The sequence below is a fragment of the Pseudomonas sp. 22490 genome, from assembly GCF_052044465.1.
Taxonomy (GTDB): Bacteria; Pseudomonadota; Gammaproteobacteria; order Pseudomonadales; family Pseudomonadaceae; genus Pseudomonas; species Pseudomonas aeruginosa.
In genome coordinates this window covers 134,131-158,745 of record NZ_JBQENS010000001.1, presented here as the reverse complement: position 1 = coordinate 158,745, position 24,615 = coordinate 134,131, and the positions used below count along the sequence as shown (strand labels likewise).

Genomic DNA, 24,615 nt, shown 5'->3' with positions numbered 1-24,615 from the left:
AGAGCCGAGCATTTGCCATCACCACCGGTCGGAACCGACCGGGAAAACCCGCGAAACCGCCGCGCGGCGGCCTGGAAAGCGCGTCAACGGCCCTTTGCCCCTCGGGGGGCGCTGGTTATACTGCGCGATACCTCTATTTCAGAAGACCGAGCCCCCTGTGACCCGGCCCACGTCCGTCAAGCCCGACAATTTCTTCCTCCTGCTGTTTCGTGCCTTGCGCCAGCGCCGCGTCCCGATCGCCCTGCGGCTCGCCAGCCATAGCCTGATCCTGGTGGCCCTGGCCCTGCTGATCTACGCCTGGGTCATGGGCATGCAGTTTCGCCAGGCCATGCAACAGCAGGCCGATGCCCTGGGCCAGAGCCTGATCACCCAGACCGCCGCGTCCGCCACCGAGCTGCTGGTGTCCAACGACATCCTCAGCCTCAACGTGCTGCTGAACAACCTGGTGAAGAACCCGCTGGTGGCCCATGCGGCGATCTACAGCGTCGACCAGCGCATCCTCGCCGAGGCCGGCAGCCGTCCGAAGCAGAGCCTGCTCGGTGCCACCGAAGGCCTGTACTCGACGCCGATCACCTTCCAGGAAGTGATCGCCGGGCACCTGCGCATCAGCCTGGACATGCAGCAGTTCCAGCAGCCGATGATGATCAGCCTGCAGAGCATGGGCCTGATCAGCCTGATCCTGCTGATCCTCGCCCTGTATTTCAGCCTGCGCCTGGGGCGGCAGATTTCCACACCCTTGTTGCAATTGCGTGTCTGGTTGCGCGATCCGGACAATCCGGCCCCCGGCGCCGAACTGCAGAACGAGCTGGGCGACCTGGCGCGCGACCTGGAAGAGCGCCTGGTGCCGGAGAAGCCGCCGGCGCCGGAGCCGGAAGAAGCACCGCTGCCGCAGAACTTCGACGACATCCTGCTGGAAGACGACGAAGCCGACCTGCGCAGCCGCAAGGTCGAGGCCTCGGCCTTCGAGGAAGACGACATTCCGCTGGGCGACGCCCTGCTGGACGAGACCAAGCCGGTGGAATTCACCTCCATCGACGAAGACCCGCTGGACCAGGACGCCTTCGACGAGAACGGAGCCGAAGCCGGGGAACAGCCCGCTGCGCGCGAACCGCAACACAGTGCGGTGCTGGCGATCCAGCTCGGCGCCCAGGAACAGTTGCGCCGGTTGCCGCGCAGCCGCCTGGTGGATCTCCTGCAACGCTATCGCGACTGCCTGGAACAGGCCGCCCGCCAGTACAAGGGCAGCCTGCACACGCTCAGCGACGGCGGCAGCCTGATTCTCTTCCACAGCCGCGACAACCGCGCCGACTACCTGACCAACGCGCTCTGCTGCGGTGAACTGATGCGTGCGCTCGGCCATGCCCTGCAGATCGAGGTCGCCGACAGCGGCATCACCTTGCAACTGCAACTGGGCCTGAGCCTCGGCGAAGACCTCAGCGAACAGACCCAGGCCGACCTGCTGCTCAACGAAACCGTGCAGAACGCCCTCGCCCTCAACCAGCACAGCCGCAACCTGCTGCTGGTCGAACGCAGCATCGCCGACGACGCGGTGGTCCGCGAGCGCGCCCGTATCCGCGCCATCGCCAGTCCGGAAGGAGCCTGCTGCGTCGAGCGTCTGCTGGAGCCGTATCCGTCGATGCTCGAGCGCCAACTGGCGCGCATGCACGACCGCGCCCGCCCGTGACCACCCTGATCACCCACCCGCTGCCGGTCCTGGCGGTGGGACTGGCCCTTGGCAGCCGGGTGATCCCGCCACGCCTGCTGCTGGCAGGCATGCTCGCCGCCTGCCTGCCGGACTTCGACGTAGTCGCCTTCAAGCTCGGCATCGCCTATCACGATGCCTTCGGCCATCGCGGCTTCAGCCATTCGCTATTGTTCGCCGCGATCCTCGGCGCGCTCGCCGCCCTCGCCTGCCGGCCGCTGCATAGCGGACCGCTGAAAGCCGGGCTGTGGGTAGCGCTGGCCACCGCCTCGCACAGCCTGCTGGACGCGATGACCAATGGCGGGCTGGGTGTCGCCTGGTTCTGGCCCTGGAGCGACGCCCGCTACTTCATGCCGTTCCATCCGATCGCCGTGTCGCCGATCGGTCTGTCGCGCTTCCTCAGCGAACGCGGATTGCTGGTGCTGCAATCGGAGGCGCGCTGGGTCTGGCTGCCCTGCCTGCTGCTGGCGCTCGCCGGCATGGCCCTGCGCTTCCTGTTGCGCCGCTCACGCTGACGCCGAAACGAAAAAGCCCCGCTTCGGCGGGGCTTTCTCCTGGTCGGCTATCGACAATCAGAACCGATAGACCTCGGCGTCGGTGCGAATCGGCACCACCAGTGGCATTTTCGGACCTTCCTCTTCCTTGACCTTCGGCTTGGCCACCGGCTTGCGCGCGGTCGCCGGCGGCGGCGCCTCGGCCGCCACGGCGATCGGCTTGACGTCCTTGGCCAACTGCGCCGCCAGGCGCTTGAGCAGGTCGCTCTGGGCACGGATCTGGTCGCCGATGCTGCCCTGATGCTGTTCTTCCTCGTGGAACACCCGGCTGTCCTTCAGGTCGCCCTTCTGGTCCAACAGGCGCCAGCGCGCCTCGATCACTGCCGGCTGCTTGGGGCCGGAGTCGAGGCGACTGATGGTCAGCATCACCTGGACCTGGGGGGTGAAACCGGGTTTTTCCGGGAACAGCGCCAGGCGGCTGCTGCCCAGCTCGCTGGACATCTGCCGCAGCAGTTGCTGGCTGACATTGGTCTCCAGGTTGCCGGCCCAGCGCGCTTCGGTGGACAGACTGAGAATACCATCGGCCTGCCGCTGCACCATCACATCGCGCTTGAGATAGTCGGCCAGTTGTACCGGCCCGAGCAGGACGGCCGCACCGCCGTCCTTTTTCGGTACCGCAGCGGCACCGACGTCCAACTGGTAGAGCTGGGCCGGCGGATGGACCGCACAACCCGTCAGCCCGAGCAGGCTGACGAGGGAAAGACATGCGAAGACGCGCCACGCGCTCATCGAGAACCACCGTATTTCGCCGAAGATCGGCACTACTGATGCAAGACTTGAATTCTACTGGCCACCCGCCATCGGAAACGGCGGCCGAAGGGGCGTATCATCCCCTAACCAGCGCCATAGCTCCAGAGGCAGAGCGTATTCCGAAACCGGTTTCGGACCACCTGCGTCAGGGGAAAACCCGGCGGAACCCGCCAGGGAGACGACATTCCCCCGGAAAGCCGGCCTCGGAAGAGGCCGCTTTCGCCATTCCCTTGCGGATATGCGAGAGATCGGAGACCGGTAACGGCTCATTTCAATCCTGTGGCGGAATATCCACCAGCAGGCTGTCGACGCGCTGGAAACCGCGCGGCAGCTTGTTGCCTCGCCGGCCCCGCTCCCCCTTGTAGTGTTCCAGGTCGTCGCCCTTGAGCGACAGGGTACGCTTTCCGGCCTGCAGGACCAACGTCGCCCCGGCTGGCAGAACAGCCAGGTCGGTGAGGTATTCCTCGCGGCTGGCCACGCGTTCGCCGGGGATGCCGATGATCTTGTTGCCCTTGCCCTTGCCGAGCTGCGGCAGGTCGGAGACCTTGAACAATAGCAGACGGCCCTCGGTCGTCACGGCCGCCAGCCAATCCTGCTCCACATCGCGCACCGGGCGCGGCGCCACCACGGCGGAGCCGTTGGGCAGGCTGAGCAGGGCCTTGCCGGCCTTGTTCTTGGCCTGCAGGTCCTCGCCCTTGACCACGAAACCATAGCCGGCGTCGGAAGCGATCACGAACAGCGCATCGTCGTCCGGCAGCAGCACGCATTCGAAGCTGGCCCCCGGCGGCGGCGTCAGCCGGCCGCTGAGCGGCTCGCCCTGGCCCCGCGCGGACGGCAGGCTGTGGGCCGGCAGCGAGTAGCTGCGCCCGGTGGAGTCGATGAATACCGCATACTGGTTCGAGCGTCCCGGCGCGGCGGCCTTGAAGCCGTCGCCGGCCTTGTAGGAGAGACCGGCAGCGTCGATGTCGTGGCCCTTGGCGCACCGCACCCAGCCTTTTTCCGAAAGCACCACGGTCACCGGTTCGGTGGGCATCAGCTCGGTTTCCGACAGCGCGCGGGCCTCGGCGCGGGCGACGATCGGCGAACGGCGGTCGTCGCCGTAGGTCTCGGCGTCCTTGATCAGCTCCTCGCGCACCAGCTTCTTCAGCTTGGCCTCGCTGCCGAGCAGGGTCTGCAGGCGCTTCTGCTCCTTCAGCAACTCTTCCTGCTCGCCGCGGATCTTCATCTCTTCCAGGCGCGCCAACTGGCGCAGGCGGGTGTCGAGGATGTAGTCGGCCTGCACCTCGCTGAGTTCGAAGCGCTCCATCAGCACCGCCTTGGGCTGGTCCTCGGTGCGGATGATGTGGATCACCTCGTCGAGGTTGAGGAAGGCGATCAGCAAGCCATCCAGCAGATGCAGGCGGCGCTCGACCTTGTCCAGGCGGAACTGCAGGCGTCGACGCACGGTGCCGATGCGGAACTGCAACCACTCCGAGAGCAACTGGCGCAGGTCCTTGACCTGCGGCTTGCCGTCGAGGCCGATGATGTTCAGGTTGACCCGGTAGCTGGTCTCCAGGTCGGTGGTGGCGAACAGATGGGTCATCAGCTCTTCGACATCGACCCGGTTCGAACGCGGGATGATGACGATGCGGGTCGGGTTCTCGTGGTCCGACTCGTCGCGCAGGTCGGCCACCATCGGCAGCTTCTTGGCCTGCATCTGCCCGGCGATCTGTTCCAGCACCTTGGAACCGGACACCTGGTGCGGCAGGGCGTGGATGACGATGTCGCCGTCCTCGACGCGGTACACCGCGCGCATGCGCACCGAACCGCGGCCGGTCTCGTAGACCTTCTGCAGGTCGGCGCGCGGGGTGATGATCTCGGCTTCGGTGGGGAAGTCCGGGCCCGGCACGTGTTCGCACAATTCGGCGACCGTCGCGCCCGGCTGGTCGAGCAGGCGCACGCAGGCCGACGCGACTTCCCGCAGGTTGTGCGGCGGCACGTCGGTGGCCATGCCCACCGCGATGCCGGTGGTGCCGTTGAGCAGCAGGTTGGGCAGGCGGGCCGGCAGCACGGCCGGCTCGTCGAGGGTGCCGTCGAAGTTCGGTACCCAGTCCACGGTACCCTGGCCCAGTTCGCTGAGCAGCACCTCGGAATAGCGCGACAGGCGCGCCTCGGTATAACGCATGGCGGCGAAGGACTTGGGATCGTCCGGCGCCCCCCAGTTGCCCTGGCCGTCCACCAGCGGATAGCGATAGGAGAACGGCTGCGCCATCAGCACCATGGCCTCGTAGCAGGCCGAGTCGCCGTGCGGGTGGAACTTGCCGAGCACGTCGCCGACGGTGCGCGCCGACTTCTTGTGCTTGGAATCGGCATCCAGCCCCAGTTCGCTCATGGCGTAGACGATGCGTCGCTGCACCGGTTTCAGGCCGTCGCCGATATGCGGCAGGGCGCGGTCCATGATCACGTACATGGAATAATTCAGATAGGCCTGCTCGGTGAACTCGGCCAACGACCGGCGTTCGACCCCTTCCAGGCTCAGATCGAGGGATTCGCTCATGCGTACCTCACGGAGAAGTGTTTTGGCGCAGCACCAGGGTGCCGTCGCGCTGGGTGAATTCGAGTTGTTTCAGGGCGCTCATGCCGAGTAGCACCTCATCGCCGTCCATGCCCGGCGCAATCAGCGCCGCGACCCCGGACAGGCGGATATCGCCGAGTTGCAGCTGGTCCAGCCGCGTGCGCCAGCCCGTGGCGCGGCCGTTGGCCGTGCTCAGGGTGATCGGCGCGCCGCGCTCCAGCGCGAGTCTTGCCGCCAGGGCTTCCGGCACCGCCACCTGGGTTGCCCCGGTATCGAGCAGGAAGGTCACGCCCTGGCCGTTGATCTGCCCGTTCAGCAGGTAATGGCCCTGCCGGCTGCTGGCCAGGCGCAACTCGACGTAGCCGTCGCCATGGATCGATTGCGGCGCCTGGTTCGGGTTGCGCTGTCGCTCTTCCCAGACGCCGAAATAGCGCGTCGCCAGCGCCAGCCCGGCGATCCAGGCCAGCACCAGCATGATCCGTCCCAGCCGCTGACCGGGCGCCCGTTGCGTCACTTGTCCCCCAACCAGCCGCCGGCGGGCGCGGCGAAGCGCAGGACGAAGGGCCGCACATCGCCATCGGCGCGCGCATGGTCGCCATTGTCGATGCCCAGCCAGGCGCCCTTGTCGTCCAGCGACAGGGCTTCCGCGACGCCATAAGGCAGCTCGTAGCGACGCTCCGGCGCCAGGACCGCCGAGGCGAACGACCAGCAGCGCTCGACCTTGGCCTGGGCCAGGTCGCGGCGGCAGATCTGATGCGCCAGGCGCTCCAGGGTGAACAGCTTGCCGCGGTAGAAGGCGAGGTCGGAGAAATCCTTCGGCAGCTTGCGCGCGCTGCCCAGTTCCGGCGGCGGCTCGATCTTGCCGCCCTCGGCGAGCAGTACGCAGCTGCCCTCGCAGCGCCAGGCACTGTTGTCGCGGTGGGCCACCAGCAGGCCGCGGCGCTCGCGCTCGGCAGCCAGCCAGAGGCGCTTGCCCTCGGGGTCGACGGCGATCCCTTCGAACAGCGCGTTGAAATTCATCAGCATGCCGCTGGCCCGCGCTTGCGGCAGCAGGCCGGGCGGCAGGCGCAGCCAGTTCGGCGTGCCGCTCACCGGCAGTTGCAGGACCGCCGCGTGCGCCTCGCTGACCAGGTAGCGATTGCCGGCGGCATCGCAGGCGATGCCTTCGAAGTCGAGGTTGCCGCCGCGCACCAGGCCACTGAGCCAGACCCGCGTGCTCATGCCCCAGGGCAACCCGCTGTCCGGCGGGGTCGGAGCGATGAAACTCTCGGCCTCGGCCTGCCAGGGCTGGTCGGAGCCTTCGGCCGAGGGTTGCAGGCGATACAGGCGGTCGTCGTCGCGGTCGGAAACCGTCCACAGCGCGCCGCCACACCAGGCCAGCCCGGAGAGGTTGCCGCCGCGCATGCCCTCCACCGCATGTTCGGAGATGAAGCTCAAGGCTGCCGGAACCGGTGGCTCTGGCGGCGCCTCGGCCGCCTGGACCAGGCCCCCGAACAAGCCGAGGATGGCCAGCAGGCGGCGCATCAGACCAGCACCTCGGCCAGGTTGCCCTTGCTCTCCAGCCAGGACTTGCGGTCACCGGCGCGCTTCTTGGCCAGCAGCATGTCCATGATCTCCAGGGTACCGGTGGCGTCCTCCAGGGTGAGCTGGACCAGCCGCCGGGTATTCGGATCCATGGTGGTCTCGCGCAGTTGCAACGGATTCATTTCGCCAAGGCCCTTGAAGCGGGTGACCTGCGGCTTGCCGCGCTTCTTCTCTGCGGCCAGGCGCTCGAGGATGCCGTCGCGCTCGGCTTCGTCGAGGGCGTAGTAGATGTCCTTGCCGAGGTCGATGCGGTACAGCGGAGGCATCGCCACGTAGACGTGGCCGGCTTCCACCAGCGGGCGGAAATGGCGGACGAACAGCGCGCAGAGCAGCGTGGCGATGTGCAGCCCGTCGGAGTCGGCATCCGCGAGGATACAGATCTTGCCGTAGCGCAGCTGAGCCAGGTCGCTGGCGCCCGGATCGACGCCGATGGCTACCGCGATGTCGTGGACCTCCTGGCTGGCGAGCACCTCGCCGCCGTCCACTTCCCAGGTGTTCAGGATCTTTCCGCGCAGCGGCATGATCGCCTGGAATTCCTTGTCCCGCGCCTGCTTCGCCGAGCCGCCGGCGGAGTCGCCCTCGACCAGGAACAGTTCCGCGCGCATCGGTTCCTGTCCGGCGCAGTCGGCCAGTTTGCCGGGCAGCGCCGGCCCCTGGGTGATCTTCTTGCGCTCGACCTTCTTGCCCGCCTTGAGGCGACGCCCGGCGTTGCTGATCGCCAGTTCCGCCAGTTGCAGGCCGATTTCGGCGTGCTCGTTGAGCCACAGGCTGAAGGCGTCCTTCACCACGCCCGAGACGAACGCCGCCGCCTCGCGGGACGACAGGCGCTCCTTGGTCTGCCCGGAGAACTGCGGTTCCTGCATCTTCATCGAGAGGACGAAGGCGATCCGTTCCCAGACGTCCTCGGGCGCCAGCTTGACGCCGCGCGGCAACAGGTTGCGGAACTCGCAGAATTCGCGCATGGCGTCGAGCAGGCCCTGGCGCAGGCCGTTCACATGGGTGCCGCCCTGGGCCGTGGGAATCAGGTTGACGTAGCTTTCCTGCACCGACTCACCGCCCTCGGGCAGCCACAGCAGGGCCCAGCTCACCGCTTCCTTGGAACCTTCGAGGTTGCCGCAGAAGGGTTCATCGGGCAGGCGCGGCAGCTCGGCGACCGCGTCGGTCAGGTAGGAGCGCAGGCCGTCCTCGAAGTGCCACTCGACGCGCTCGCCGGTGTTCTTGTCCTCGAACACCACGCTCAGGCCCGGGCACAGCACCGCCTTGGCCTTGAGCACATGCTTGAGGCGGCTGACCGAGAACTTCGCCGAATCGAAATACTTCGGATCCGGCCAGAAATGCACGCTGGTACCGGTATTGCGCTTGCCGACCGTGCCGATGACTTCCAGATCGCTGTCCTTGAAGCCGTCGGCGAAGGTCATCCGGTACTCGTTGGCGTCACGCTTGACGCGTACCTCGACCCGGGTCGAGAGCGCGTTCACCACCGAGATGCCGACCCCGTGCAAGCCGCCGGAGAACTGGTAGTTCTTGTTCGAGAACTTGCCGCCGGCATGCAGCTTGGTAAGGATCAGCTCGACGCCCGGCACGCCCTCTTCCGGGTGGATGTCCACCGGCATGCCGCGGCCATCGTCTATGACTTCCAGCGAGTTGTCCTGGTGCAGGATCACCTGCACGCTCTTCGCGTGGCCGGCCAGGGCTTCGTCGACGCTGTTGTCGATGACTTCCTGGGCCAGGTGGTTGGGGCGGGTGGTGTCGGTGTACATCCCCGGGCGCTTGCGCACCGGGTCGAGGCCGGAAAGGACTTCGATGGCGTCTGCGTTGTAAGTAGCCATGGGGTCTCTATTCAGTCAAAAGTCGAAAAGTCGGTGTCGCGCCACAGCGCCGACGGGTAGCCGGCGAACGCCAGCAGCGCCGGCAGGTGCCGGGCGAAGCCCTGGAAACCGTGGTCGCCGCCGGCCTGGATACGTAGCGCGCAGGCTCGGTAGAAGGCCTGCGCGACGCGATAATCGAGGGTTTCGTCGGCGGTCTGCAGCCATACCTGGTAGCGTTCGGGACGTTGCAGGTGCGTGACTTCCAGTTCGGCCAACGCCGCCACGTGGTCCTCGGTGAGTTCCCAGGTCTCGCCGCTGTAGTGGTTGGTCTGCGCGCCCAGGTAGCCGTCGAAGGAGCGATGCGGGGCGACCGCCGGATTGACCAGGATCGCCGCCAGGCCATGGCGCTCCGCCAAATGGGTCGCATAGTAGCCACCCAGGGAGCTGCCGACCAGCACCGGTCGCCCGAGCTCGGCGATGGCCCGCTCCAACTGGGCGATAGCCTGCCGTGGGTGATGGTGCAGGGCCGGGACGCGCAGGCCTTCGGCCAGGCCCAAGTGGCCGAAGGCCGCCTGCAGCTGACGCGCCTTGTGCGATTCGGGCGAACTGTTGAAGCCGTGGATATACAGCAGGGATGGGCTGGTCGCGGTCATCGGGAACGGGCTAATGGGCTTCAACTCGGTAGGGAAAGCCGAACGGTACCAGCTTCCAGGCTTCATCTTCCAGCCTGCGCGCCGATCGGCAACGACGCACGTGGCCGCGGTATCCCGCGACCGGGGGCATGTCAGTATCCGGCGGTGTCGTAGTCCACTTCGAAGACGACGTCGTCGACCCGCGAGATCCCCGTTTCCAGGCGCCCGTCGTCGTGCAGGCGCAACCAGCGGTAGCCCGGCGCCAGGCGGTCGAGGGTGAAGTCGCTGCTGCCGGGGGCGAACTGTACGCAGGTGGACGGCGAAGCCAGCAGGCGCAGCGGGCCGCGCTGGCGGTCGAACTCCTGGTGAATGTGCCCCCACAGCAGGCAGCGTACCTGCGGATAGGGCGCCAGCAGGTCGAACAGCGCCTGCGGGTTGCGCAGGCCGATGGGATCCATCCAGTCGCTGCCGATCGGCACCGGGTGGTGATGGAAGGAAACCAGCAGGAAGCGTTCGCCGGCGCTGTCGATGGCGCGCCGCAGCAGCTCCAGCTGATCCTCCTCGAGATAGCCCGGCACCGCGCCGGGAATGCTCGAGTCGAGCAACACCACGCGCCAGTTGCCGACGTCGACGACCTGCTCCAGCAGGTCGCTGCCCTCGGTCGCCCTTTGCATCGGCTCGCGTTCGTCGTGGTTACCGGCGAACCAGCGCAACGGCGCGTCCAGGGGGGAGCTCAACCTGCGGAAGCGTGTGTAGGAATCGAGGCTGCCGTCCTGGGAGACGTCGCCGGTGGCGAGAATCAGGTCGATCCGCGGCTGCTCCCGGGCGACCCGCTCGACCACCTTCTCCAGGCTATGGGCGGTATCCATGCCAAGCAGGCGCGCGCCATCCTCGGCGAACAGGTGGCTGTCCGAGAGCTGCACCAGCAGTACGGAGGCGTCGGTGGCGGGAGTGTTCGAATGGCGTGACAAGGGGCCGTCTCCTGAAGGCGAGGCGTCCGCGGTGAAAGGGATGATTATGGTGACCGACGAAAGTGGCGGCAAACCCGGAAAGCGGAACAGATCACAGTTGCGAGGACTACTTTTGGCTTGATGTCATTCAACTGGCCTTTTGCCTGCAACCGCTCAGCGCTGGGCCACCGGCTCCATTTCGTGGCCGCAGGCCAGGCAATGGGCGAGCCACTCGCCGAGGAACAGGTTGAGCTGGTTCTTCTCGTCGGGCTGGTGCATCGCCTGGTTCGGGTAGGGATAGATCGCCATCAGCCGCCGCGCCTGTTCGGCGCCGATCACCTCGGCCATCCGCGCATCGTGGTAGACCCGCACTTCCAGCCGCGGCGCCGGCAACCAGGGCAGGCCCAGTTCCTGGCGCACCTGAAGGGTGGTGGTGTAGGGGCAGGCCTCGGTCACTTCCAGCGCAAGTACGCCGAGCAGCCGCTCCCCTTCGCTCAGCGCGACCCGGCGCGAGGCCTGCGCCTCGCGCATGTCCGGGAGCAGGCGCATGAGTCGCGCGTAGTTCGCTTCGCAGGTCGCCTGCAGGCTGGCCAGGTCGACCCGGTAGCGCTCGCGCAGCAGGTTCAGGCCCATAGCCCACGCACCTCGGCCCGGTTCAGGGCCAGCCACTGCAGGGCGATGATGCTCGCCGCGTTGTTGATCCGCCCGTCGCGCACGGCCTGCAGCGCATCTTCCAACGGCCAGACGTGGACGCGGATGTCCTCGCCCTCCTCCGGCAAGCCATGCACGCCGCCGACGCCTTCGCTGTCGCAACGGCCGACGAACAGGTGCACCACTTCGTCGGTGCCGCCCGGCGACGGCAGGTACTGGGTTATCGGCCAGAGCGCACCAAGAGTCAGCCCGGCCTCCTCCATCGCCTCGCGATGGGCCACTTCCTCCGGTTGCTCGTCCTTGTCGATCAGGCCGGCGACCAGCTCCAGCAGCCAGGGGTTGGCGAGCTTCTGCATCGCCCCGACGCGGAATTGCTCGATGAGCACCACGCAATCGCGCTGCGGGTCGTAGGGCAGCACGCAGACCGCGTCATGGCGGACGAACAGTTCCCGACTGATTTCCCGGCCCATGCTGCCGTCGAACTGGCGATGCCGCAGGCGCAGGCGATCGAGACGATAGAAGCCGCGGAAGCATTCCTCGCGCTGCACGAGCTCGACGTCACCGGGGGCGGGTTTGAAGGTTTCGGACATCCTCGACTCACTTCACTCGGGTATGTGGGTTTCGCGCCATCCTATCGCGGCCCGGCGCAGGGCGCAGCCACTTTCAGGACAGCTCGGGAAAACTTCGTGGCGCTCGCCGCACGGGCGTGTTTCCCGGCCACGGCTAGGCCATACTTGGGGTTTGCGCGGGCCGAACTCAAGCGCGACGCCAGGGTCGAAACGGACTGGTCGACGCTTCGAGCCCGCCCATCCACCGTCGCAAAAGGAATCCCATGCGCCTTCTGAAATTCGCCGCCCTCGGCAGCCTGGTCGTTCTGCTGAGCGCCTGCCAGAGCCTCTTCAAGCCCGGCCTCGACGACCCGCTGCCCACCGAGCGCCTCGCCAGCGAGCACCTGAAGCCCGGCTGTCAGGGCGAACAGTGTCCCTTGGTAAACATCGACACCTTGAAGTTCCCCGACGAACCGCAGTTGGACCCGATCGTCGAGCGCGCCCTGCTGGAAATGACCCGGGAAAACAACGAAACACCCCTGCCGGCATCGCTGGCGGCCTACGAGCGGCAGTTCCTGGACAGCGCCGAGCCGGGCTGGAGCAGCTACCTGCAAGCCAAGGTGCGCGAACAACATGACGGTCTGGTGATCATCGAGCTTTCCAGCTACCTGTTCACCGGCGGCGCCCACGGCATGCCCGGTCGCGGCTTCATCAACTACGACCGCAGGCAGCACAAGGTGCTGAGCCTGCAGGACATGCTGGTTCCCGGCCAGGAAGAAGCCTTCTGGAAACAGGCCGAGCTGGCGCACAAGGCCTGGCTGCTGGCCAACAAGCTCGACCAGGACGCCGATTTCCAGAAGACCTGGCCGTTCCAGCGCACCCCGCACGTGGCATTGACCTTCGGCGCGGTGACGCTGAAGTACGACGCCTACTCCATCGCGCCGTATTCCTATGCCCACCCCGAACTGAAGATCCCGTATCCGCGCCTGAACGGCATCGTCAAGCCGAACCTGTTCCCCGGCCGCGGCTGACGCTTCCGACGCTCCGCAGCCCCTCGTCACGGCGAGGGGCCCCGTGGCGCGGCCTAGACCTGCCTGTAGATCACCGATCCTTCGTCCTTGAAGCGCGCCGCCTGCTCCTGGAAGCCGGCCTCGATGGCCTTGCTCTCGTCGGACAGGCCGTTCTCCTTGGCGTAGTCGCGGACTTCCTGGGTGATCTTCATCGAGCAGAACTTCGGTCCGCACATGGAGCAGAAGTGCGCGACCTTGGCCGAGTCCTTCGGCAGGGTCTCGTCATGGAACGCCCGCGCGGTGTCCGGGTCCAGGCCAAGGTTGAACTGGTCCTCCCAACGGAACTCGAAGCGCGCCTTGGATAGCGCGTTGTCGCGGATCTGCGCGCCCGGGTGGCCCTTGGCGAGGTCGGCGGCATGGGCGGCGATCTTGTAGGTGATGATCCCGGTCTTCACATCATCCTTGTTCGGCAGACCCAGGTGCTCCTTGGGCGTGACGTAGCAGAGCATGGCGCAGCCGAACCAGCCGATCATCGCCGCGCCGATGCCGGAGGTGATGTGGTCGTAGCCGGGGGCGATGTCGGTGGTCAGCGGGCCGAGGGTGTAGAACGGCGCCTCGTCACAGCACTCCAGCTGCTTGTCCATGTTTTCCTTGATCAATTGCATCGGCACGTGGCCGGGACCTTCGATCATCACCTGCACGTCGTGCTTCCAGGCGATCTTGGTCAGCTCGCCGAGGGTTTCCAGCTCGCCGAACTGGGCGGCGTCGTTGGCGTCGGCCACCGAGCCCGGACGCAGGCCATCGCCCAGCGAGAAGCTGACGTCGTAGGCCTTCATGATTTCGCAGATCTCTTCGAAATGCGTGTAGAGGAAGTTCTCCTGGTGGTGCGCCAGGCACCACTTGGCCATGATCGAGCCGCCGCGGGAAACGATGCCGGTGACCCGCTTGGCGGTCAGCGGCACATAGCGCAGCAGCACGCCGGCGTGGATGGTGAAGTAGTCGACGCCCTGCTCGGCCTGTTCGATCAGGGTGTCGCGGAAGATTTCCCAGGTCAGGTCCTCGGCGACGCCGTTGACCTTCTCCAGCGCCTGGTAGATCGGTACGGTGCCGATCGGTACCGGGCTGTTGCGCAGGATCCACTCGCGGGTTTCATGGATGTGCTTGCCGGTGGACAGGTCCATCACCGTGTCGGCGCCCCAGCGGATGCCCCAGGTGAGCTTCTCCACCTCTTCCTCGATCGACGAGCCCAGCGCGCTGTTGCCGATGTTGCCGTTGATCTTCACCAGGAAGTTGCGGCCGATGATCATCGGCTCAAGCTCGGTGTGGTTGATGTTCGCCGGAATGATCGCGCGGCCGCGGGCGACTTCCTCGCGGACGAACTCGGGGGTGATTTCCTTCGGGATGTTGGCGCCGAAGCTGTGCCCCGGGTGCTGCTGGTCGAGCAGGCCGGCGGCCCGGGCTTCCTGCAGCTTCATGTTCTCGCGGATGGCGATGTATTCCATCTCCGGGGTGATGATGCCTTTCTTCGCGTAGTGCATCTGCGAGACGTTGGCGCCCGCCTTGGCCCGGCGCGGCGTGCGCACGTGGGCGAAGCGCAGGGCGTCGAGGCTGGCGTCGGCCAGGCGGGCCTGGCCGAACTCGGAGGTCAGGCCGGGGAGGATCTCGGTGTCGCCGCGCTCGTCGATCCAGCGCGAACGCACGTCAGGCAGGCCCTTGCGCAGGTCGATGCGGACCTCAGGGTCGGTATACGGGCCGGAGGTGTCGTAGACGAACACCGGCGGGTTTTTTTCGCCGCCGAAGGCGGTGGGGGTGTCGGCGAGGGAGATTTCCCGCACCGGGACGCGGATGTCCGGGCGCGAGCCGGTCAGGTAGACCTTGCGCGAGTTCGGGAAAGGCTGCGTCGACTGGCGGTCGAGCTGCTCAAGGCGGGTGATGTTGTTCTTCTGCGTTGCGCTCATCGATGGCTCTCCTGGGTGATTGTCGGGAGAACCTGGCACGCGGGGCCACCGGGACTGGTGGCGAGAAGGACGCGCCGGCAAGGCAGGCATGGCGCGGACATCTTGTTCCCTACGCGGGTTGCTGCGGTCCGCGCGAGGCGGAACCGGACGCTAGCCCGATCAGGTTCAACGGGATCCGGAACTATCCGATCTCAGCCCCTCGTATAGGGCACCCCGACAAGAACCCCGGCAGTCTAATCAACACCGGCGGGATACGCCAACGGGAAAACGCCCCGCCCGACCGGCAGTCATGGTCCGGTCCGGCGCCCTCTCGCCAGGGAAGACGCAGATCCCCGCACGTTCGCCGGCACATCGATCCGGACTGGCTCTTCGATCAGTTGCCGCGCAGGTGCCTTGACCGCCACCGGTAGCGACCTTAGCCTTGCCCCACCTCGCATCTTTTCCAGGACGAACGAATGCTGCGCAGACTCTCCCTGGCGGCCGCCGTGGCCGCTGCTACCGGTGTCGCCTGGGCCGCCCAGCCGACCCCGCTGCCGACCAAGACCGACCTGATCAGCGTCTACAAGGAAGCCGTCGACAACAACGCCGACCTCGCCGCCGCCCAGGCCGACTACCTGGCGCGCAAGGAAGTGGTGCCCCAGGCCCGCGCCGGCCTGCTGCCGCAACTCGGCGCCGGCGGCCGTATCGGCGACTCACGGATCGCTCTCGACGAACCGGCCGCCACGGTCAAACGCAGCAGTCATGTGGTCCAGGCCAGCCTCAGCCAGCCGCTGTTCCGCGCCGACCGCTGGTTCCAGTGGCAGGCCGCCAAGGAAACCAGCGACCAGGCCAAGCTGGAATTCTCCGCGACCCAGCAGGACCTGATCCTGCGCAGCGCCGAGACCTACTTCACGGTGCTCCGCGCCCAGGACAACCTGGCCACCAGCAAGGCCGAGGAAGCCGCCTTCAAGCGTCAATTGGACCAGGCCAACGAGCGCTTCGACGTGGGCCTTTCCGACAAGACCGACGTGCTCGAGGCCCAGGCCAGCTACGACACCGCCCGCGCCAACCGGTTGATCGCCGAACAGCGCGTGGACGATGCCTTCCAGGCCCTGGTGACCCTGACCAACCGCGACTACAGCGCCATCGAGGGCATGCGCCATACCCTGCCGGTGGTGCCGCCGGCGCCGAACGACGCCAAGGCCTGGGTCGACACCGCGGTGCAGCAGAACCTGCGCCTGCTGGCCAGTAACTACGCGGTCAACGCCGCCGAGGAAACCCTCCGCCAGCGCAAGGCCGGGCACCTGCCGACCCTCGATGCCGTGGCCCAGTACCAGAAGGGCGACAACGACGCCCTCGGCTTCGCCAACAGCGCCGCCAATCCGCTGGTGCACTACGGCAAGGATGTCGAGGAACGCACGATTGGCCTGGAACTGAACATCCCGATCTACAGCGGCGGCCTGACCTCCTCCCAGGTCCGCGAGTCCTACCAGCGCCTCAACCAGAGCGAGCAATCCCGCGAAGGCCAGCGCCGCCAGGTGGTGCAGGACACCCGCAACCTGCACCGCGCGGTGAATACCGACGTCGAGCAGGTCCAGGCGCGGCGCCAGGCGATCATCTCCAACCAGAGTTCGCTGGAAGCCACCGAGATCGGCTACCAGGTCGGCACCCGCAACATCGTCGACGTGCTCAACGCCCAGCGCCAGCTGTACGCCGCCGTGCGCGACTACAACAACAGCCGCTACGACTACATCCTCGATACCCTGCGCCTGAAGCAGGCGGCCGGCACCCTCAGCCCGGCCGACCTGGAGGCGCTCAGCGCCTACCTGAAGCAGGATTACGATCCGGACAAGGACTTCCTCCCGCCGGACCTGGCCAAGGCCGCCGCCGAGCAGTTACAGAGCAAGCCGCGCCAGCAGTACTAGCACGAGCGAAGACGCCCCCGGTCGGGGGCGTCTTCGCTTGACTGGCCTGGCGCGCGTCGCCCGGGTCAGCGCGCCAGCGGCTGGAGCAGCGCGTCGAACTGCTCCAGCCGCGGGAACCGCAGGGGTACATCCTGCTCGAGATTTTCCAGCCGCGCCCGGTAGGCGCGCAGGAAGTTGCCGCGCGCTTCCTCGCTGATGTATGGCACGTGCCAGGCGACGAAGGGCTCCAGCACCTGCATGCCGACATAGGCCAGGGTGCCGCGCAGGATCGGCCGCAGCATGTCCTCCAGCGGTCCGTGGATGGCACCCTCGCCGAACATGTGCTGGCGCCCGCCCAGGGTCAGGCTGACCAGCGCCTTCTTGCCGGCCAGGCCACCCTGGTCGTAGAAGCGCTTGCCGCCATAGCAGACCCCGGACACCAGTACCCGGTCGAACCACCCCTTGAGGATCGCCGGCACCGAGAACCAGTAGATCGGAAAGTTGAGGATCAGCAGGTCGGCCCACAGCAGCTTGTCCAGCTCGGCCTGGATGTCGGCGGCCAGGCTCTGGCGCTTGACGCTCTCGCGCTGCTCCAGGGCGTACACCAGGTAGTCGGGATCGGCGCGCTCGGCGAAGTCGGCGGCACTGGCCACCGGATTCCAGTTCATCGCGTAGAGATCCGAGACCTGCACCGCGTGGCCCTGGCCTGCCAGGGTCTCGCATGCCTGGTCACAGAGCGCGCGGGTGAAGGATTGCGGTTCGTTGTGGGCGTGGACGATCAGTACGTTCATCGTGGTTTCCGAATCGTGGTGACCGGCCGCATCGCTCGCGGCCGAGGGGTTCAGGCCTGGCCGAGCAACTCGGCGGCGCACAGCGCAATGCGCCGACAGGCTTCGCGCAGCGGTTCGGCGCCCAACACCAGGCCGAGGCGGATGTGACCGGCGGCGCTCGGGCCGAAGGCTTCGCCGGCGAGCACCGATACGCCATGGCGGTCCAGCAGGCGGTCGGCGAAGGCCTGGGCGGAAAGTCCGGTGGGACGGATGTCGACCATCACGAACATGCCGCCGTCCGGGCGTAGTGGACGCAGGCCGGGGCTGTCGGCCAGGCACTCGATTACCAGGTCGCGGCGGCGGCGGTAGGCCTCGCGCATCGCCTCCAACTCCGGCAGCGGCGCTTCCAGCGCGGTGCAGGCGGCATCCTGGATGAATTCCGGCGAGCCATAGAGCATGCACAGGGCGAGGTTCTCCAGGTGCGCGCAGAGTGCTGCGGGACCGACCACCCAGCCGACCCGCCAGCCGGTCATGGCGTGGGATTTCGACAGGCTGTTGAGGGTCGCGGTACGGTCGGCCATCCCCGGCAGGCTGGCCGGGCTGACGTGCTCGCCGTCGAACAGCAGTTCGCTGTAGACCTCGTCGGAGATCATCCACAGGTCATGGGCCATGCACAGCTCGGCCAGGGCTTCCCAGGTGGCCCGCGGCAGGCTGGCGCCGGACGGGTTGTGCGGGCTGTTCAGCGCCATCGCGCGCGTGCGCGGGGTGATCAGTGCGGCGACCTCCTCGGCCTGCACGCGGAAGCCATTCTCGGAGCGCACCGGCACCGGCACCACCCGCGCGCCACAGGCGCCGAACACCGCTTCGTAGGTGACGTACATCGGCTCGGCGACTATCACCTCGTCGCCCGGATTCAGCAGGCACTGCACCACCGCGTACAGCGCGCATTGGGCACCTGCCAGCACCACCACCTGCTCCGCGTCCACCGCCTGGCCGCTGCGCCGCCGGTGGCGCTCGGCGATGCGCTGGCGCAGGGCGCGCTTGCCGCGCACGTCGGCGTAGTGGGTGTTGCCGGCCAGCAGGCTGTCGATGGCCGCCTGGACGATGGGCGCCGGGGTCTCGAAGTCGGGGTCGCCGACCGACAGCAGGAGGATTTCCTCGCCCTGCTCGACCCGCGCCAGCGCGCGATAGTGGATGTCCCAGGCAGCGGCGCCGTCGCCGGCGATACGTTGAGTGAAGTCGGAATAGCGCATGGATGCTCTCCTTGTCCGGCGGTCAGCGCGCGCAGGCGTGCCGCAGTTCGATCAGGGTCACGCCGGGCTGCCCGAAGCCGGCGCGCAGGTCGCGCTCCAGTTCGTCCAGGTCCTGCGGCTGGCGCACCGCGCAACCGTAGGCGCGGCCCAGCAGGGCGAAGTCGGGGTTGCGCGGCAGCACGCCGACCGGCTCGATGTCCAGGCCGAGCATGTCGTCGCGGATCTGGCCGAGCGCGTCGTTGTTCCACAGTAGCACCACCAGCGGACTGTCCAGTTCCTCGCTGGCGGTGGCCAGTTCCTGCGCGGTGTAGAGGAAGCCGCCATCGCCGACCAGCACCAGGCCCGGGCGCTGCGGGGCGCCGAGCTTGGCGCCGATGCCGGCCGGCAGGCCGTAGCCGAGGGTGCCGTAGCCGGTGGGATGCAGCCAGCTGCGCGGCGCTCGGCTGGCGAACGCGTAGTTGCCGGTATAGGCCAGTTGGGTCATGTCGGTGCTGACGAACGCATCGGCCGGCAGCGCGGCGGCGATCCGGTCGAGGATCGCCTGGTGCAGCGCCTGCAGCGGCGCGTGTGCCGCGCGGATCTCCGCGCGCAGGCGCGCCACCCTCGCGGCGGCCGGCGCGGCGTCGCGGGCCTCCTGCGGCAGGCGCGCCAGCAGCGCCTCAAGGGTCTGCCGGGCATCGCCCCTGAGCGCTACGGCAGAGGGATAGAAGTCGTTGAACTTGCGCGGGTCGATATCGACGCGGATCAGTTCGCCGGACAGCGGCAGGCGTTCGCGCCAGAAGTCGGTGTCGGCCATCTCGGTGCCCACCGCCAGCACCAGGTCGGCCTCGGCGATCATCTCCCAGCCCGGCGCTACGCACAGGCTGGCCCCGGCGTTGAGCGGCGCGTCCGGCGGCAGCAGGCCCTTGCCGGCGACGCTGGTGAACAGCGGCGCGGCCAGGCGCTCGCTCAGCGCGGCAAGCGCATCGCCGGCCGCCAGCGCGCCGCCGCCGGCGATGAGCATTGGTCGCCGGGCCGCAGCCAGGCGCTCCGCCGCCGCCCGCAATGCCTCGCTGCACGGCACACCACGACCAGGGCGGCGCGCCACGGCAGCGCTCCAGTCATGGGCCACCGGCGCGGCAAGCACGTCGAGCGGGATCGAGATATGCACCGGGCGCGGACGCTCGCTGTCGAACACCGCGTAGGCCCGGGCGATCAGTTCGGGCAGCTGTTCCGGGCTCAAGGCCAGGGCGGAGAAGGCAGTGATCGGCGCGGTCATGGCACGCTGGTCCTGGGGCTCGTGCAGGCAGCCCCAGCCCTTGCCCAGGCTGGCGCTGTGGTTGACGCTGGAAATCACCAGCAGCGGCACCGAGTCGGCGTAGGCCTGGCCGATGGCGGTGGCGACGTTGGTCACGCCCGGCCCGGTGATGACGAAGCACACTCCCGGCTTGCCGCTGACCCGCGCATAACCGTCGGCCATGAAGCCGGCGCCCTGCTCGTGGCGGGTCAGCACGTGGCGGATGCCGCTGCCCGGAAGTCCGCGGTACAGCTCCAGGGTATGCACGCCGGGGATGCCGAAAACGGTATCCACGCCGTAGTTGGCCAGCAAGCGGACCAGGGCCTGGCCGGCGGTGAGGGTCTTCTGTGGTTGCATGGGCAATATCCTCGTCCAGTTCGGCGACCATCGGAGTCGCCGTTCGCGCCGCAGCGCTCTTGCTCCCATTCCCACAAGCGGGAGGGGGAGCCGTCGTGTCCCCCCGGCCTTCAGCCATTGGCCAGCCGGATCAACGCATCCACCGCCAGCGCTCCCTCGGCATCCGCCAGCAACGGATTGACGTCCAGCTCCAGCAAGCGCTCGGCATGTTCGCAGGCGAATTCGGCGACCGCGCGGATCGCCGCCACCAGGGCCTCCATGCACACTGCCGGGCGACCGCGGAAGCCGCTGAGCAACGGCGCGCTGCGCAGGCTCAGCAGGGCATCGCGGATCGCCGCGTCGGTGGTTGGCAGGAGCAGGCTGCGACTGTCGCGCAGCAGCTCCACGAGTATCCCGCCGGCACCGATCACCAATGCCAGGCCGAAGCCCTCCTCGCGCTTGACCCCGACGATCAGCTCGGCCAGCGGCGCGCCAGCCATGCGCTCCAATAAAACACGCTCGAAGACCAGTTGCGGCGCGTGCCGGGCCAGGCTTTCGCGCATGTCGAACAATGCCGCCTCCAACGCCGCCTCGTTGCGCAGGCCGAGCGCCACGCCACCGGCCTCGGTCTTGTGCGGCAGTGCGGCGCTGACCGCCTTGAGCACCAGCGGGAAGCCGAGGTCGAGGGCCGCTTCGCGGGCCTGGCCGGGGGTGCTCAGCACCCCCTGGGGCAGTGGCAGGCCGAAGGGTTTCAGCGCCTGCTTGGATTGCCACTCGTCGAGCAGGTAGCCGTCGCCCGCCAGCGGCCCTGGGCAGATCGGCACCAACGCCGCCTCACCGCGCTCCAGCAGCGCCGCGCGGCGCTGGCGGTAGCGGGCGATCCGTCCCCAGGCGGCGAGACCATCCTCGACGCCCTGCAGCGCGGCGACGCCCTCGCCGTGCAACAGCTCGCGGGCCCGGGCCGGCAGCAGTTCCGGGAACGCCGAGGCGATGAAGCCGACTTTGCCGTGGCGCTTCAGCGCGGCGCAGTAGCGTTGCAGAAGCAGGTCGCACTGCGGCCGCTCGCCGGTTTCCTCGCCCGGATAGTCGAGCACCAGCAGGGCGGCGTCGGCAGGGCTGCGCAGAGCGCTGTCGAGCATTTCCTCCAGGGCCGCGGCATCGCCCCAGATGGCGGTGGTGAAGTCCAGCGGGTTGGCGATGTTGGCGTAGTCGGGCAGCACCCCGGCCAGTTCGTCGCGCTGTCCGGCGTCGAAAGACGGCAACCCCAGGCCGTTGCGCTCGGCGTAATCGGCGATCAACCCGGCGTCGCCGCCGGAACAGGCCAGCGCGACCAGGCTCGGCCCGCCAGGCAGGTGGCCGCAGGCGGCGGCCTTGAGGGTTTCGACGAAGCTCACCGGGCCGCTCACGCGGATCACCCCGAGGCGCTCGAACAGGCTGTCGTAGAGCGCGTCGGAACCGGCCAGGGAACTGGTGTGGCTGAGCGCGAGGGCCGCGCCGATCTTCGACACCCCGGTCTTCAGGGCGATCACCGGCACGCCTTTCTGCAACGCCTTGTAGGCCGCGCGGGCGAACCCCGGGACGTTCTTCAGCCCTTCCAGATGCAGGCCGATGGCAGTCACCCGCGGCTCGTCGAGCAGCACGTCCATCAGCTCGGCGATGCCCAGCTGCGCCTGGTTGCCCACCGATGCCATATAGGCCACCGGCAGCGAACGGTCGCTCATCGACAGGTTGTAGGCGAAGTTGCCACTCTGCGTCAGCACCGCGACGCCCCGCTCCACCTGCCGACCGCCATGTGCCACCGGCCATAGCGCGGCGCCGTGCAGGTAGTCGAGCAAGCCGTAGCAGTTCGGGCCGAGCAGCGCCATTTCGCCGGCGGCGGCCAGCAGCCGGCGTTGCACGGCCAGGCCCTGTTCGCCGGTTTCGGCGAAGCCGGAGGCATAGCAGATCGCCCCGCCGGCGCCTTTGGCGGCGAGCGCGGCGACCGCGTCGAGGGTCAGTTCGCGGTTGGTGGCGACGAACGCCGCGTCCGGGCCGCACGGCAGGTCGGCGACGCTGGCCACGCAGGGTACGCCTTCGAGTTCGGCGTGCTGCGGATTGACCAGCCACAACTGGCCGGCGAAACCGCCTTCGGCACAGCGTTTCAGGGCACGCGCCATGCCACGGCCGCCAATGAAGGCGAGATGCCTGGGTGCCAGCAGGCGCTTGAGGTTTTCACGATTCATGTCGGTTCTCGATTCGGAACATGGCAGCCTTCCCCTCTCCCCTGGAGGAAGAGGGGAGCCAGGACTTCAACGCAGCAACGGCCGCAGCAGTTCGCGGGAAACGATGTGCCGCTGGATTTCCGAAGTGCCCTCCCAGATCCGTTCGATCCGCGCGTTGCGCCAGATGCGCTCGACCGGTCCTTCATCCATCAGGCCCATGCCGCCGAAGATCTGCACCGCTTCGTCGGCGACCTTGCCGAGGGTCTCGCTGGCGAACAGCTTGGCCATGCCGGCCTCGCCGTCGGTCATGGTGCCCTGGTCCATCTTCCAGGCGGTGTGCAGGGTCATCAGCTCGGCGGCACGGATCTGCGTGGCCATGTCGGCGAGCTTGAAGGAAACGCCCTGGTAGCTGCCGATCGGCTGGCCGAACTGCTTGCGATCGGCCGCCCAGCGCAGCGACAGGTCGAGGGCGCGCTGGGCCTGGCCGACGCAGTTGGCGGCGACCATCACCCGTCCGGCGGTGAGCCAGGCGTTGGCCACTTCCCAGCCCTTGCCGACCTCGCCGAGCACCTTGGAGGCCGGCACCCGGCAATCGTCGAAGAAGATCTCGTAGGTGTGGTAGCCACGGTTGCTCACGCATTTCGGCCCGCGGCGCACGGTCATCCCGGGCGTGCCCTTGTCCACCAGGAAGGCGGTCACCGCGTTGCGCTTGCGGCCGTTGTGCTCGTAGCTGTCGGTGACGGCGAAGACGATGGCGAAGTCGGCGTGCCCGGCGTGGCTGATGAAGTGCTTGCTACCGTTGATCACGAAGGCGTCGCCGTCGCGCACCGCGCGGGTCTTGATCGAATTGGCGTCGGAGCCGGCGCCCGGCTCGGTGAGGGCGAAGCAATCGGTCTTTTCGCCCTGCACGCAGGGCAACAGGTAGTCGCCGAGCTGTTCTCCGGTGCAGGCCATGAGGATCTTCGAGGGCCGCGCGACGAATACGTGGAGGGCCCAGGAGACCTTCGACAGCTCGCGTTCGACCAGCGCCTGGGACAGGTAGTCGAGGCCGCCGCCACCCACTTCCTCGGGCATGTTGAAGGCATAGAAACCGGCGGCGAGGGCCTTGCCGCGAATCTGTGCGGCCAGCTCCGGCGACACCGCGTCGGCGCGGTCGACATCGTCCTCGTGGGGCAGCAGTTCCTTCTCGACGAAGCTGCGCACCGCCTCGACCAGCATGTCCTGTTCCTGGGTCAGCCTGAAATCCATGGGAATCACCTGCTCGGCGCCTAGCGCCCGCTGAATTGAGGGGAACGTTTCTCGGCCACGGCGCGCAGCGCCTCGGCGGCATCCTCGCTGCGCCCGCAGAGCAGCCCGGCGGCCTGCTCGGCACGCAACTGCTCGGCCAGCGAGCGCCCGGCGCCGTCGCGCAGCAGGCGCTTGGTCTGGGCGAAGGCGAAGGTCGGGCCGCTGGCGAGACGCGCAGCGAAGGCGCCGACCGTCTCAACCAGGCGCTCGTCGGCGACCACCTCGCCGACCAGTCCGGCGCCCAGAGCGCGCTCCGCGCTCCAGGCTTCGTCGAGGAACAGCAGGCGCTTGGCCGCCTCGCTGCCGAGCAGCCGTGGCAGATGCCAACTGGCGCCGGCGTCCGGGCAGTAGGCCATGCCGGTGTAGCCGGCCTTGAAGCGCGCCGAGGCGGCGGCGATGCGGAAATCGCAGCACAGCGCCAGGTCCATGCCAGCGCCCACGGCGCTGCCGTTGACGGCGGCGACTGTGGGTTTGTCGAGGGCGTGCAGGCGCCCCATCAGGGCGTGGGCGGCCTCGGTCCATCCATAGCTTTCCAGCTCGCCACGGGCTTCAGCCGCCGCCCATTCGGCGAGATCGGCCCCGGCGCAGAAGCTGCGTCCGCTGCCGCCGAGGACCACGGCGCGCACTGCCGGGTCGCGCTCGCAGGCATCGAGTCGGACGTGCAGGGCCTCCAGGGTGGGGATATCCAGTGCATTGCGCTGTTGCGGACGATTCAGGACGAGCCAGGCGATCCCGGCTTCGACCCGCGTCTGCAATGGGGAAAGGTCAGTCATGCGGCCCTCGTTCTTATTGTTGGTTGATGGCGATCGCGGCTTTCAGGCAATACTAAACACTCGTTCAACAAGACCACAATCCACCCATTCGGGTGTATGTAACGGCCCTGCGGCAGGCGCAAAGCCACACGCCAT

20 protein-coding genes and 1 riboswitch are annotated in these 24,615 nt (G+C 67.9%); of the genes, 4 read left to right on the top strand and 16 right to left on the bottom strand.

Annotation, left to right across the window (positions count from 1 at the left end):
- The first annotated feature begins 157 nt into the window (after positions 1–157).
- Entirely contained in the window at positions 158–1,684 is a 1,527-nt protein-coding gene (locus tag ACTJJX_RS00640) for a YtjB family periplasmic protein (RefSeq protein ID WP_014603359.1), read from the top strand.
- Positions 1,681–2,217, top strand: a complete 537-nt coding sequence (locus tag ACTJJX_RS00635) for a metal-dependent hydrolase (RefSeq protein WP_003095684.1) — start codon at positions 1,681–1,683, stop codon at positions 2,215–2,217. Before ACTJJX_RS00640 ends, ACTJJX_RS00635 begins: the two co-directional genes overlap by 4 nt.
- A 57-nt stretch (positions 2,218–2,274) precedes the next feature.
- On the opposite strand, the gene ACTJJX_RS00630 is transcribed toward ACTJJX_RS00635, so the two are convergent.
- The 9 genes from ACTJJX_RS00630 to ACTJJX_RS00590 form a co-directional block, all read right to left on the bottom strand.
- Positions 2,275–2,985 carry a PqiC family protein gene (locus tag ACTJJX_RS00630; RefSeq protein ID WP_003102054.1) on the bottom strand — a complete coding sequence of 237 codons (711 nt, stop codon included), beginning with the start codon at positions 2,983–2,985 and terminating at the stop codon, positions 2,275–2,277.
- A 292-nt stretch (positions 2,986–3,277) separates the two neighbouring features.
- Positions 3,278–5,542: a DNA topoisomerase IV subunit A gene (parC, locus tag ACTJJX_RS00625; protein ID WP_003095687.1), complete on the bottom strand. Its 2,265-nt coding sequence runs from the start codon at positions 5,540–5,542 to the stop codon at positions 3,278–3,280.
- A gap of 7 nt (positions 5,543–5,549) precedes the next feature.
- The gene (locus tag ACTJJX_RS00620) at positions 5,550–6,074 is read right to left on the bottom strand and encodes a retropepsin-like aspartic protease family protein (protein ID WP_016852203.1); all 525 of its coding nucleotides are present in this window, start codon (positions 6,072–6,074) and stop codon (positions 5,550–5,552) included.
- The gene (locus ACTJJX_RS00615; protein ID WP_003102060.1) at positions 6,071–7,084 is read right to left on the bottom strand and encodes an esterase-like activity of phytase family protein; all 1,014 of its coding nucleotides are present in this window, start codon (positions 7,082–7,084) and stop codon (positions 6,071–6,073) included. The genes ACTJJX_RS00620 and ACTJJX_RS00615 overlap by 4 nt, the downstream gene beginning before the upstream one ends.
- Positions 7,084–8,973: a DNA topoisomerase IV subunit B gene (gene parE, locus ACTJJX_RS00610; RefSeq protein WP_003102062.1), complete on the bottom strand. Its 1,890-nt coding sequence runs from the start codon at positions 8,971–8,973 to the stop codon at positions 7,084–7,086. The genes ACTJJX_RS00615 and parE overlap by 1 nt, the downstream gene beginning before the upstream one ends.
- 11 nt (positions 8,974–8,984) lie before the next feature.
- On the bottom strand, positions 8,985–9,605 hold the full coding sequence (locus tag ACTJJX_RS00605; protein WP_003102064.1) for a YqiA/YcfP family alpha/beta fold hydrolase: 621 nt from the start codon (positions 9,603–9,605) through the stop codon (positions 8,985–8,987).
- A 131-nt stretch (positions 9,606–9,736) separates the two neighbouring features.
- Complete coding sequence (gene cpdA, locus ACTJJX_RS00600) at positions 9,737–10,555, bottom strand: 3',5'-cyclic-AMP phosphodiesterase (RefSeq protein ID WP_014603361.1); 819 nt, start codon at positions 10,553–10,555, stop codon at positions 9,737–9,739.
- A 153-nt stretch (positions 10,556–10,708) separates the two neighbouring features.
- A complete protein-coding gene (locus ACTJJX_RS00595; RefSeq protein WP_003102067.1) occupies positions 10,709–11,167 on the bottom strand; it encodes a DUF1249 domain-containing protein in 459 nt (152 codons plus the stop codon).
- On the bottom strand, positions 11,158–11,775 hold the full coding sequence (locus ACTJJX_RS00590) for an NUDIX domain-containing protein (RefSeq protein WP_003095694.1): 618 nt from the start codon (positions 11,773–11,775) through the stop codon (positions 11,158–11,160). Before ACTJJX_RS00590 ends, ACTJJX_RS00595 begins: the two co-directional genes overlap by 10 nt.
- A gap of 242 nt (positions 11,776–12,017) precedes the next feature.
- Here ACTJJX_RS00590 and ACTJJX_RS00585 point away from each other — a divergent pair, with 242 nt between their 5' ends.
- Entirely contained in the window at positions 12,018–12,764 is a 747-nt protein-coding gene (locus ACTJJX_RS00585; protein ID WP_003102069.1) for an RsiV family protein, read from the top strand.
- Between the two features lie 53 nt (positions 12,765–12,817).
- Here the strand turns inward: ACTJJX_RS00585 and thiC are convergent, their stop codons facing one another.
- A complete protein-coding gene (gene thiC, locus ACTJJX_RS00580; protein WP_003161275.1) occupies positions 12,818–14,701 on the bottom strand; it encodes a phosphomethylpyrimidine synthase ThiC in 1,884 nt (627 codons plus the stop codon).
- An 89-nt stretch (positions 14,702–14,790) separates the two neighbouring features.
- A riboswitch (TPP riboswitch) is annotated at positions 14,791–14,927 on the bottom strand.
- A 229-nt stretch (positions 14,928–15,156) separates the two neighbouring features.
- Here thiC and opmH point away from each other — a divergent pair.
- Positions 15,157–16,605 carry an efflux transporter outer membrane subunit OpmH gene (gene opmH / locus ACTJJX_RS00575; protein ID WP_003123581.1) on the top strand — a complete coding sequence of 483 codons (1,449 nt, stop codon included), beginning with the start codon at positions 15,157–15,159 and terminating at the stop codon, positions 16,603–16,605.
- Positions 16,606–16,670: 65 nt separating this feature from the next.
- Here the strand turns inward: opmH and ACTJJX_RS00570 are convergent, their stop codons facing one another.
- The 6 genes from ACTJJX_RS00570 to ACTJJX_RS00545 all read right to left on the bottom strand — a co-directional run bounded on the left by ACTJJX_RS00570 (position 16,671) and on the right by ACTJJX_RS00545 (position 24,480).
- Positions 16,671–17,375: an NAD(P)H-dependent oxidoreductase gene (locus ACTJJX_RS00570; RefSeq protein WP_003102071.1), complete on the bottom strand. Its 705-nt coding sequence runs from the start codon at positions 17,373–17,375 to the stop codon at positions 16,671–16,673.
- Between the two features lie 50 nt (positions 17,376–17,425).
- Positions 17,426–18,607 carry an arginine--pyruvate transaminase AruH gene (gene aruH, locus ACTJJX_RS00565; protein WP_003146311.1) on the bottom strand — a complete coding sequence of 394 codons (1,182 nt, stop codon included), beginning with the start codon at positions 18,605–18,607 and terminating at the stop codon, positions 17,426–17,428.
- Positions 18,608–18,629: 22 nt separating this feature from the next.
- Entirely contained in the window at positions 18,630–20,309 is a 1,680-nt protein-coding gene (locus tag ACTJJX_RS00560; RefSeq protein ID WP_320535454.1) for a 5-guanidino-2-oxopentanoate decarboxylase, read from the bottom strand.
- 41 nt (positions 20,310–20,350) lie between these two features.
- Entirely contained in the window at positions 20,351–22,441 is a 2,091-nt protein-coding gene (locus ACTJJX_RS00555; RefSeq protein WP_003114528.1) for an acetate--CoA ligase family protein, read from the bottom strand.
- Positions 22,442–22,507: 66 nt separating this feature from the next.
- The gene (locus ACTJJX_RS00550; protein WP_003095708.1) at positions 22,508–23,668 is read right to left on the bottom strand and encodes an acyl-CoA dehydrogenase family protein; all 1,161 of its coding nucleotides are present in this window, start codon (positions 23,666–23,668) and stop codon (positions 22,508–22,510) included.
- A gap of 20 nt (positions 23,669–23,688) precedes the next feature.
- Positions 23,689–24,480, bottom strand: coding sequence for an enoyl-CoA hydratase/isomerase family protein (locus ACTJJX_RS00545; RefSeq protein ID WP_003116159.1), 792 nt, complete (start codon positions 24,478–24,480; stop codon positions 23,689–23,691).
- Positions 24,481–24,615 lie beyond the last annotated feature (135 nt).

Coding starts and splice junctions, on each gene's coding strand:
- ACTJJX_RS00615 (WP_003102060.1), bottom strand. CDS start 7,084: ATGCGCCGCCTGCTGGCCATCCTCGGCTTGTTCGGGGGCCTGGTCCAG.
- ACTJJX_RS00555 (WP_003114528.1), bottom strand. CDS start 22,441: ATGAATCGTGAAAACCTCAAGCGCCTGCTGGCACCCAGGCATCTCGCC.
- parC (WP_003095687.1), bottom strand. CDS start 5,542: ATGAGCGAATCCCTCGATCTGAGCCTGGAAGGGGTCGAACGCCGGTCG.
- aruH (WP_003146311.1), bottom strand. CDS start 18,607: ATGCGCTATTCCGACTTCACTCAACGTATCGCCGGCGACGGCGCCGCT.
- ACTJJX_RS00630 (WP_003102054.1), bottom strand. CDS start 2,985: ATGAGCGCGTGGCGCGTCTTCGCATGTCTTTCCCTCGTCAGCCTGCTC.
- thiC (WP_003161275.1), bottom strand. CDS start 14,701: ATGAGCGCAACGCAGAAGAACAACATCACCCGCCTTGAGCAGCTCGAC.
- ACTJJX_RS00605 (WP_003102064.1), bottom strand. CDS start 9,605: ATGACCGCGACCAGCCCATCCCTGCTGTATATCCACGGCTTCAACAGT.
- ACTJJX_RS00545 (WP_003116159.1), bottom strand. CDS start 24,480: ATGACTGACCTTTCCCCATTGCAGACGCGGGTCGAAGCCGGGATCGCC.
- ACTJJX_RS00590 (WP_003095694.1), bottom strand. CDS start 11,775: ATGTCCGAAACCTTCAAACCCGCCCCCGGTGACGTCGAGCTCGTGCAG.
- ACTJJX_RS00570 (WP_003102071.1), bottom strand. CDS start 17,375: ATGAACGTACTGATCGTCCACGCCCACAACGAACCGCAATCCTTCACC.
- ACTJJX_RS00595 (WP_003102067.1), bottom strand. CDS start 11,167: ATGGGCCTGAACCTGCTGCGCGAGCGCTACCGGGTCGACCTGGCCAGC.
- ACTJJX_RS00585 (WP_003102069.1), top strand. CDS start 12,018: ATGCGCCTTCTGAAATTCGCCGCCCTCGGCAGCCTGGTCGTTCTGCTG.
- parE (WP_003102062.1), bottom strand. CDS start 8,973: ATGGCTACTTACAACGCAGACGCCATCGAAGTCCTTTCCGGCCTCGAC.
- opmH (WP_003123581.1), top strand. CDS start 15,157: ATGCTGCGCAGACTCTCCCTGGCGGCCGCCGTGGCCGCTGCTACCGGT.
- ACTJJX_RS00550 (WP_003095708.1), bottom strand. CDS start 23,668: ATGGATTTCAGGCTGACCCAGGAACAGGACATGCTGGTCGAGGCGGTG.
- ACTJJX_RS00560 (WP_320535454.1), bottom strand. CDS start 20,309: ATGGGAGCAAGAGCGCTGCGGCGCGAACGGCGACTCCGATGGTCGCCG.